Source organism: Mycobacterium sp. (assembly GCF_049683935.1).
Lineage (GTDB): Bacteria > Actinomycetota > Actinomycetes > Mycobacteriales > Mycobacteriaceae > Mycobacterium.
Window position 1 is genome coordinate 1 of record NZ_JBAUJR010000393.1, and the last position, 8,054, is coordinate 8,054.

Annotated in this window: 8 protein-coding genes; 3 read left to right on the forward strand and 5 right to left on the reverse strand. The window is 67.0% G+C overall.

Annotated elements, in window-relative coordinates; translation table 11 throughout:
* Window positions 1–229 (reverse strand): gamma-glutamyl-gamma-aminobutyrate hydrolase family protein (locus tag WA965_RS22415; RefSeq protein ID WP_526448092.1); only part of this gene is annotated, 229 nt, incomplete at its 3' end.
* 19 nt (window positions 230–248) lie between these two features.
* Complete coding sequence (locus WA965_RS22420; protein WP_178362279.1) at window positions 249–1,613, reverse strand: glutamine synthetase family protein; 1,365 nt, start codon at window positions 1,611–1,613, stop codon at window positions 249–251.
* 360 nt (window positions 1,614–1,973) lie between these two features.
* Here WA965_RS22420 and WA965_RS22425 point away from each other — a divergent pair, with 360 nt between their 5' ends.
* Together WA965_RS22425 and ngg are read left to right on the forward strand one after the other, a co-directional pair.
* Window positions 1,974–3,779 (forward strand): N-acetylglutaminylglutamine amidotransferase, encoded by a 1,806-nt coding sequence (locus WA965_RS22425; protein WP_526299494.1) that lies wholly within the window; start codon window positions 1,974–1,976, stop codon window positions 3,777–3,779.
* On the forward strand, window positions 3,776–5,569 hold the full coding sequence (gene ngg / locus WA965_RS22430; protein ID WP_526299492.1) for an N-acetylglutaminylglutamine synthetase: 1,794 nt from the start codon (window positions 3,776–3,778) through the stop codon (window positions 5,567–5,569). Before WA965_RS22425 ends, ngg begins: the two co-directional genes overlap by 4 nt.
* Before the next feature lie 5 nt (window positions 5,570–5,574).
* On the opposite strand, the gene WA965_RS22435 is transcribed toward ngg, so the two are convergent.
* The 3 genes from WA965_RS22435 to map form a co-directional block, all read right to left on the reverse strand.
* Window positions 5,575–6,147 (reverse strand): alpha/beta hydrolase, encoded by a 573-nt coding sequence (locus tag WA965_RS22435; protein ID WP_526299490.1) that lies wholly within the window; start codon window positions 6,145–6,147, stop codon window positions 5,575–5,577.
* Window positions 6,148–6,210: 63 nt separating this feature from the next.
* Window positions 6,211–6,882 carry a hypothetical protein gene (locus WA965_RS22440; protein WP_526299488.1) on the reverse strand — a complete coding sequence of 224 codons (672 nt, stop codon included), beginning with the start codon at window positions 6,880–6,882 and terminating at the stop codon, window positions 6,211–6,213.
* 20 nt (window positions 6,883–6,902) lie between these two features.
* The gene (map, locus tag WA965_RS22445) at window positions 6,903–7,760 is read right to left on the reverse strand and encodes a type I methionyl aminopeptidase (RefSeq protein ID WP_526299486.1); all 858 of its coding nucleotides are present in this window, start codon (window positions 7,758–7,760) and stop codon (window positions 6,903–6,905) included.
* Between the two features lie 61 nt (window positions 7,761–7,821).
* On the opposite strand from map, the gene WA965_RS22450 reads away from it, so the two are divergent.
* Window positions 7,822–8,054: PaaI family thioesterase (locus tag WA965_RS22450; protein ID WP_526448093.1), on the forward strand; the 233-nt coding region annotated here is incomplete at its 3' end.

Genomic DNA, 8,054 nt, shown 5'->3' on the forward strand with positions numbered 1-8,054 from the left:
GGCTGCGGTAGGCCGCCGGGTCGACGTCGCGGCCGCCGGTGATGATCAGGCCGTCGAGCCTGTCGAGCACCCGGTCGGCGATGGCCTCGTCTGCGGGCTGCGGGGGCAGCAGCATCGCCATGCCGCCTGCCAGCCCGACGCCCTCGAAGTAGATGGCCGGCAGGAAGCTGGCCCGCACGTCCCACACCCCGGTCTGCGCCTGCTGCAGATACGTGGTCAAACCGACCACGGGACGGACACCCGCGTCGTCACAGCCGCTCAAAACCGCGCACCCTCTCCCAGTCGGTCACCGCCGAGTTGAACGCCTTGAGTTCCACCCGCGCGTAGTTCAGGTAGTGGTCCACGACATCGTCGCCGAACGCCTCGCGCGCGATCTGTGAGTTGTCGAGCAACTCCACCGCTTCGGCCATCGTCGTCGGGAGCCGCTCGGCACCACTGGTGTAGGCGTTGCCCTGCAAGGCATCCGGCAGCTCGAGCCCCTGATCTATACCGTGCAGACCGCCGGCGATCAGAGCCGACACCGCGAGGTACTGGTTGACGTCGCCTCCCGGGGAGCGGCACTCCATCCGCATGCCGTGGCCGTGGCCGACCACCCGCAGTGCACAGGTCCGGTTGTCGATCCCCCATGCGACCGCGGTCGGCGCGAAACTGCCGTCCACATAACGCTTGTAGGAGTTGATGTTCGGCGCATAGAACAGCGTCATCTCCCGCAGCGTGGCCAGTTGCCCGGCGACGAAACTGCGGAACATCGCCGACATGCCCAGCTCGTCGTCCTCATCGGCGAACACCGCTGAACCGTCATCACCCCGGAACGAGATGTGGATGTGGCAGCTGTTGCCCTCGCGCTCATCGAACTTCGCCATGAACGTCAGGCTCTTGCCGTGCTGGTCGGCGATCTCCTTGGCACCGTTCTTGTAGATGGTGTGGTTGTCGCAGACGACCAGCGCGTCGTCATAGCGGAAGCCGATCTCCTGCTGGCCGAGGTTGCACTCCCCCTTGACGCCCTCGCAGTACAGCCCCGCACCTTCCATCCCGACCCGGATGTCGCGCAGCAGCGGCTCCATCCGGGTCGAGGCCAGCATGGCGTAGTCGATGTTGTAGTCGGTGGCGGGTTTCAGGCTGCGATAGCCCGCCTTCCAGGCGTCGCGGTAGCTGTCGTCGAACACCATGAACTCGAGCTCGGTTGCCGCGATCGCGCCCATACCGCGCTCGGCGAGCCGGTCGAGCTGAGACCGCAGGATGCTGCGGGGCGCTTGGATCACCGGCTTGCCGTCGGTCCACGACAGATCCGCCATCACCAGCGCGGTGCCGGGCTGCCACGGCAGCAGCCGCAGCGTGGTGAAGTCCGGTGTCATCACCATGTCGCCATAGCCGGTTTCCCAACTGGAGATCTCATAGCCGTCGACGGTGTTCATGTCGACGTCGACCGCCAGCAGGTAGTTGCAGCACTCGGCGCCGTGGTCGGCGACGTCCTCGACGAACAGCCGCGCCGAGATCCGCTTACCGGTCAGCCGGCCCTGCATATCGCAGAACGCGACGATCACGGTGTCGATGTCGCCCGCGGCGACCAGTTGCTCGAGATCGGCTTTTGTCAGCATGCCCCGTGTGCCCATCAGTACCGCCCTGACCTTCCTTGGTGTGCGGCAGCGCCGCGACACCTGTTGCGATCTCGTCGACCTCCGACCATTGGCGTCTGCGTCGCCAGCGGACTTTCTCCCACGCCTATACAAACTGCCATGTTCAAAGGTAGGACACCAGACCATTAGACGATGTGGTGGGTGTCCGCACCACCGGGGCGTCGGTCGGATCGAACCCCGCGACATTCCGGCCGACGGTGTGTGACGAGCCTCTCGCCGCCAACTCCCGACGCGGGTTTGACCTGCTCTGCGTCGGGTATCTGACCCCAGCCGGGTCCCGACGCAGGGCACTCGGTCGGATCGAGGAACCGCCGACACTGGAGTAGGGTCGAACAGGTGTGTGGAGCCACCGGCGAGGTACGCCTCGACGGAAAAACCCCAGATATCAGCGCCGTCGCTGCGATGGCGGAGGTCATGGTCCCGCGTGGACCCGATGCCGCGGGAGTGTGGTCGCAAGGCAGGGTCGCTCTCGGGCACCGGCGCCTGAAGATCATCGATCTGTCCGAGGCCGGAGCACAGCCGATGGTCGACTCCGACCTCGGCTTGTCGATCGCCTGGAACGGCTGCATCTACAACTATCAGCAGCTGCGCGACGAACTCCACGGTCACGGCTATCGCTTCTTCTCCACCAGCGACACCGAGGTGCTGCTCAAGGGCTACCACCACTGGGGTGACCGCTTCGTCGACCACCTCCATGGAATGTTCGCCTTCGCCATCGTCGAACGGGACAGTGGCCGGGTGCTGCTCGGCCGGGACCGGCTGGGCATCAAGCCGCTCTACCTCGCCGAGGATCCAAACCGGATCCGGTTCGCATCCTCGCTGCCCGCACTGTTGGCCGGCGGTGGCATCGACACCCGGATCGATCAGGTGGCGCTGCACCACTACATGACCTTCCACTCGGTGGTACCGCCCCCCCGCACGATCCTGCGCGGCGTCAGCAAGGTGCCACCCGCCTCTCTGGTTGCCATCGAGCCCGACGGGACCCGCACCACCACGACATACTGGGAGCCGGACTTCACCCGCCGCAACGACCGTGCCGACTGGTCGGAAAAGGACTGGGAGGACGCCGTTCTGGAGTCGCTTCGGGTCGCCGTGAAACGGCGGCTGGTGGCCGACGTGCCGGTGGGCTGTCTGCTCTCGGGTGGTGTGGACTCCAGCCTGATCGTCGGTCTGCTCGCAGAAGCAGGACAGCACGGTCTCAAGACCTTCTCGATCGGCTTCGAGTCCGTCGGCGGTGTGAAGGGCGACGAATTCCACTACTCCGACATCATCGCCAAACGCTTCGACACCGACCACCACCAGATCCGCATCGACACCGCCCGGATGTTGCCCGCGCTCGACGGCGCCATCGCCGCGATGAGCGAGCCGATGGTCAGCCACGACTGCGTGGCTTTCTACCTGTTGAGTCAGGAAGTGTCCAAGCACGTCAAGGTCGTGCAATCCGGACAGGGCGCCGACGAGGTGTTCGCCGGCTATCACTGGTACCCGCCGATGGGCGAGCCGGCTGCCGCGTCGGTGGCGGGTTCGCTGGCCAGCTACCGAGCGGCGTTCTTCGATCGGGACCAGTCGGCCTACTCGTCGCTGGTGTCGCCTGCCGTCGCCACCGCTGACGACCCCAGCGAGTTGTTCGTCGCCGAACACTTCGCCCGTTCCGGCGCGCAGACCGGCGTCGACCGGGCGCTGCGCCTGGACAGCACCGTGATGCTGGTCGACGACCCGGTCAAGCGCGTGGACAACATGACGATGGCGTGGGGACTGGAGGGCCGGGTACCCTTCCTCGACCACGAGCTGGTTGAACTGGCAGCCACCTGCCCACCGCACCTGAAGACCGCCTACGAAGGCAAGGGTGTGCTCAAACAGGCTGCTCGCCAAGTGGTTCCCGCCGATGTGATCGACCGGCCCAAGGGCTACTTCCCGGTGCCCGCGCTCACCCACCTCGAGGGTCCGTACCTCGATCTGGTCCGCGATGCGCTCTACGCGCCCGAGGCCAAGGAGCGCGGACTGTTCCGGCCCGAGGCCGTGGAGAGGCTGCTCGCCGACCCCAACGGCAAGCTCACGCCACTGCGCGGCAACGAGCTGTGGCAGATCGCGCTCCTCGAACTGTGGCTGCAGCGGCACGGCATCAACGGGCCAGCCGCATGACCGACGCCGATCCTCGACCGGATCCCGATCAGGATCACCCGGAGGGCATCACGCTCGCCCTCCACGACGCCTCGCCCCCGCACATGGTGGATGCGATGGCTGACGACGTGGTGCTCGAACTCGGTTGGGGCCGACTCATTTTCGGCCAGACTTTCGCCGACCCGGAAAAGCTGGCGGAGGTGCTACGCCAGGAGGGGCACGGCCGCCGCGACATCTGCATCTACGCGCGCGAACCCCACGTTCTGGTGTCGAAAGCTCCCGCCGAGCTGTTCATCGACCCGAGCCACACCTACCGGCTGCGGTTCTCCGACAGTGACGGCAGCGGGCCGGCGCTCAGCGGGTTCAGCGTGCGCACGCTGCAGGGCCGCGAGGACGCCGACGAGATGAACCGCGTATACGTACGCTGCGGCATGGTGCCCGCGCCTCTGGATGTCATCTGGGACAACCACTCCCGCCAGCCGTCGGTGGACTACCTCGTCGCCGTTCGCGACGGTGACGGCGCGATACTGGGCACGGTGACCGGTGTCGATCACGAGGCGCTGTTCTCCGATCCCGAGAACGGCTCGAGTCTGTGGACGCTGGCGGTGGATCCGACGGCGAGCGTCCCGGGGGTGGGCGCGGCTCTGACGCGCAAGCTCGGCGACATCTACCGAGACCGCGGCCGCGCCTACATGGATCTGTCGGTGGCACACGACAACAACGCCGCAATCGCGCTCTACGAGAAGCTCGGGTTCGCCCGGGTCCCGGTGATGGCCGTCAAACGCAAGAACGCCATCAACGAGCCGCTGTTCACCCATCCGCCGGAGACGGTCGACGACCTCAATCCGTATGCGCGGATCATCGCCGACGAGGCCATCCGTCGCGGGATCTGGGTCGAGGTGCTCGACGCCGAGGCCGGCGAGATCCGGCTGTCGCACGGCGGGCGCAGCGTCGTGACCCGGGAATCGTTGTCCGAGTACACTTCTGCGGTCGCGATGAGTCGGTGCGACGACAAGCGCCTGACCCGGCGTCTGGTCTCCGACGCCGGAATCACAGTGCCGAAGGGACGCCTGGCCACATTCGACGACGCCGACCACGAGTTCCTCGCCGAGGTGGGCGACGTCGTCGTCAAACCCACCCGCGGCGAACAGGGCAAAGGGATCACGGTGGGGATCAACACCGCCGAGGAACTCGACGCGGCGCTGGCCCGGGCGCGTGAGCAGCATCCCGAGGTGCTCATCGAACAGCGAGCCGAGGGTGATGACCTGCGACTGGTGGTGATCGACGGCAAGGTGGTCGCCGCCGCACTGCGCAGGCCCGCCGAGGTCACCGGCACAGGTCGCCACACGATTCGGGAGCTGATCGACGCGCAGAGCCGCAGGCGCGCCGCCGTCACCGGCGGTGAGTCGCGGATTCCGGTCGACGCCGTCACCGAGGCCACGGTGCGGGAGGCGGGCTGGTCGTTCGATGACGTCCTGCCCGAAGGCGAGCGATTGCGCGTACGCCGGACCGCGAACCTGCACCAGGGCGGAACCATCCACGACGTCACCGCCACTGTGCACCCGGACCTGCGGTCGGTGGCCATCGCCGCGGCCACCGCGATCGGCATTCCGGTGACGGGCATCGACCTGCTCGTCCCAGACGTCACCCAGCCGGAGTATGCGTTCATCGAAGCCAACGAACGGCCGGGTCTGGCCAATCACGAGCCGCAGCCCACCGCGCAGGCGTTCGTGGATTTTCTCTTCCCCGGCCAGCCCGGTCTGCCACAGGCCTGGACGCCGGACGAGATCGACCGCCCCGAGACGGCCTGACGCCGTCACCAGGTGCTGGTGCGCATCACGATCTCGGCGGCCAGTTGCGCTGTCGAATCAGCCGCGTTCCGTCGGCCCAGAAGCTCGACGACCCGGTAGTCGCCGTAGACGAAGCGCTGGCTCGTCTTGGCGACCGCCCGCGCGGCATTGGTGCTGACCAGCGCCGTCGTGTTCAGCTCGACCGGCGGGCAGTTCTCGTCACGGATCACGCCGGCAAGGTCGGCGACCTTCGGGTGGCCACGATCGATGACCACCAGCCCGATGAACCGGTCCAGCCGCGTCGCGGCCAACTCCCACGCCAACTCCGCGCCCAGCCGATCGCCGACCAGCAACGCCCACCGCACGTCGAGTTCGTCGAGGATCCCCACCACCGACTTGGCCGTCAACCGCGGATCCGCGCCGACGACAATGGTCTTCAGCGAGGCGGTGTGCAGGCGCTCGCACACCGCTGCATACGCGGCGGGCGCCTGGTGCGCCGCGGCCAGCAGCACCACGGCCGATCCCTTGTCGGGGCCGGTCACCTCTACGGGCACGGCGACACCGTCGACGGTGATCGTGGCAGCGGGCGGAGAGGGCACGGGCGTCACGCTACAGGCAGCAGCGGATCCTGCGGGCAGGTTTTCCCGCTCTCGACACGCGGGTCAGACCGCTTCCATACGTTCGGCCTGTTTTCCGGTGATTTCCAGAAAAGTCTGCGGGAGCGTGCCTTTGACGGGTATCGACGGATCCTCGGTGGGGAAGGCGATGGCGAAGACCGCCATCGATCCGACGTTCTCGAACGAGAAGTAGACACTGTTCTGCTGGCCACCGAGCGACATCGTCTGCCGGTAGACCAGGGCATCCTGGCGTGGCGTCTGCAGCCGCTCGGTGGTCACGGGGATGCCGGGATCCGTCGGCTCGAAGAACGTCTTGTATTCGGCGCAGCGCTCGGCGGTGGCAGCCAACCGCTCGAGATTCAGCGGCCAGGTCAGCACCGTGAAAACCATTCGCGCACCGTCGTAGGCGGCCATGTACTCCGCAGCGCTGCCCGCGCCACGCTCAGCGGTGGACGCGATGTCACGGGTCAACCCGTCGGTGCAGCCCTGCGGTGAGGAGAGCATCGGCGGGGGCCCGCCGGCGCCGTCCTCCTCGCCGGCGTCCCTGACGATGCGCTCGTACCGCACGCCCGGCGGGAAGTCGGCCGCGGTGAGCATCGCCCGCTCCAACTTGGCCCCGGGCCACACCGCGGCACCGCTGACCAGGTGTGAACACCCTGCGAGCAGCACCGTGAGCAGCGTCGCCGCGGCAACCGCCGTCACCTGCCGCCCGGTCATCTCTTCAGGCTACTCACGCCTCACAACTGGGTGAGGATCTCCGCGCCGGAATCAGTGACCACCAGAGTGTGCTCGAACTGCGCCGTCCACTTCTTGTCCTTGGTGGCCACCGTCCAGTCGTCGTCCCACATCTCGTAGTCCAGAGTCCCCAGGTTGATCATCGGCTCGATGGTGAACGTCATTCCCGGTTCCAGCACGGTCTCGACCGCCGGCTGGTCGTAGTGCAGCACCACCAGCCCGTTGTGGAACGTGGTGCCGATGCCGTGGCCGGTGAAGTCACGAACCACGTTGTAGCCGAAGCGATTTGCGTAAGCCTCGATGACCCGGCCGACGATGGAGAGCGCCCTGCCGGGTTTGACCGCCTTGATCGCGCGCATGGTGGCCTCGTGGGTGCGTTCGACGAGGAGGCGGTGTTCCTCGGAGACGTCGCCGGCGAGGAACGTCGCGTTGGTGTCGCCGTGGACGCCGTCGATGTAGGCGGTGACGTCGATGTTGACGATGTCGCCGTCCTCGACCACTGTCGAGTCAGGGATTCCGTGGCAGATGATCTCGTTCAGCGACGTGCAGCACGACTTCGGAAAGCCCCTGTAGCCCAGGGTCGATGGATACGCACCGTGGTCCACCATGTAGTCGTGGGCGACCCGGTCGAGTGCGTCGGTGGTCACCCCTGGGCGGACGGCCCTGCCTGCTTCGGCGAGAGCGCCGGCAGCGATCCGCCCCGCCACCCGCATCTTCTCGATCACCTCCGGCGTCTGCACCCACGGTTCGGAACCCTCTCGCGCGGTCGGCCGTCCCACATATTCGGGGCGGACGATCGACTTGGGCACCGGCAGCGTCGGTGACACCACACCGGGACGAAGGGCGGTCCGTACTGACATGACGCCAGACTATCGGGAGAATGGAACTCTCGTATCTGGAGAATGGTGCTAGCGTTTCGGCATGCAGGTCACCCCGGGACATTTGTTCAGCCAACTGGACTTCCGAGATGTCGAGGAGTCCGACGAACGCCTGGTCCTCGAGCTGGACAACCGCCCCGACCTGGTCAACAGACGCGGCGCGCTGCAGGGCGGGTTGGTGGCGACGCTGATCGACATCGCTGCCGGCCGGCTGGCCGACCGGCACGTCGGCCCCGGCCAGGACGTCACGACCGCCGACATGACGATCCACTTCCT